General features: G+C 53.2%; 1 rRNA gene. It reads left to right on the top strand.

The window, feature by feature from the left end:
• Positions 1-1,777: ribosomal RNA gene (locus AC3G2T_RS38610) — 23S ribosomal RNA — on the top strand; the annotation flags it as partial.

Below are 1,777 nucleotides of genomic sequence, written 5' to 3'. Positions count from 1 at the left end.
AAAATCGAACGAAACCTCTAGAGGGATCCTGAGTACGGCGGGACACGTGAAACCCCGTCGGAATCCGGCAGGACCATCTGCCAAGGCTAAATACTACCTAGCGACCGATAGTGAAGCAGTACCGTGAGGGAAAGGTGAAAAGCACCGCGGAAGCGGAGTGAAATAGAACCTGAAACCGTGTGCTTACAAGAAGTCAGAGCACTTTTTATGTGTGATGGCGTGCCTTTTGTAGAATGAACCGGCGAGTTACGTTTGCATGCGAGGTTAAGCTGAAGAGGCGGAGCCGCAGCGAAAGCGAGTCTGAATAGGGCGAATGAGTATGCAGGCGTAGACCCGAAACCGTGTGATCTACCCCTGTCCAGGGTGAAGGTGAGGTAACACTCACTGGAGGCCCGAACCCACGAATGTTGAAAAATTCGGGGATGAGGTGGGGGTAGCGGAGAAATTCCAATCGAACTCGGAGATAGCTGGTTCTCCCCGAAATAGCTTTAGGGCTAGCCTCGGATGTTCAGTTGTGGAGGTAAAGCACTGATTGGGTGCGGGGCCCGCCAAGGGTTACCAAGTCCAGTCAAACTCTGAATGCCACAAACTGTAGTCCGGGAGTCAGACAGTGAGTGCTAAGATCCATTGTCAAAAGGGAAACAGCCCAGACCATCAGCTAAGGTCCCCCAGTGCGTGTTAAGTGGGAAAGGATGTGGAGTTGCACAGACAACCAGGATGTTGGCTTAGAAGCAGCCACCATTGAAAGAGTGCGTAATAGCTCACTGGTCGAGTGACTCTGCGCCGAAAATGTAACGGGGCTAAATACGCCACCGAAGCTATGGCATGTACGAAAGTACTTGGGTAGGGGAGCGTTGTGTGCGGGTTGAAGTCTGACCGGAAGGACAGGTGGACTGCACACAAGTGAGAATGCCGGTATAAGTAACGAAAAGATCAGTGAGAATCTGATCCGCCGAAAGCCTAAGGGTTCCTGAGGAAGGTTCGTCCGCTCAGGGTAAGTCGGGACCTAAGGCGAGGCCGAAAGGCGTAGTCGATGGACAACAGGTGGAAATTCCTGTACCACCGTAGCCGTTATGAGCGATGGAGTGACGCAGAAGGATAGTGACGCGAGCTGATGGATGCTCGTCCAAGCAGTGAGGCTGGTGTGTAGGCAAATCCGCACACCATAAGGCTGGGCTGTGATGGGGAGGGAAATCTTTAGTACCGAAGGTCATGATTTCACACTGCCGAGAAAAGCTTCTAGCCAGGCGAAGGTGCCCGTACCGCAAACCGACACAGGTGGGCGAGAAGAGAATTCTAAGGCGCGCGGAAGAACTCTCGTTAAGGAACTCGGCAAAATGACCCCGTAACTTCGGGAGAAGGGGTGCCTCGGTAGGGTGAATAGCCCGAGGGGGCCGCAGTGAAAAGGCCCAAGCGACTGTTTAGCAAAAACACAGGTCTGTGCGAAGCCGCAAGGCGAAGTATACGGGCTGACGCCTGCCCGGTGCTGGAAGGTTAAGGGGAGCGGTTAGGAGCAATCCGAAGCTGTGAACCGAAGCCCCAGTAAACGGCGGCCGTAACTATAACGGTCCTAAGGTAGCGAAATTCCTTGTCAGGTAAATTCTGACCCGCACGAATGGCGTAACGACTTGGGCGCTGTCTCAACGAGAGATCCGGTGAAATTTTAATACCTGTGAAGATGCAGGTTACCCGCGACAAGACGGAAAGACCCCATGGAGCTTTACTGCAGCTTGATATTGGACTTTGGTACGATCTGTACAGGATAGGTGGGAGCCGT

It is taken from the genome of Paenibacillus sp. sgz302191 (genome assembly GCF_057749925.1).
This window is presented reverse-complemented; position numbering and strand designations above follow the sequence as displayed.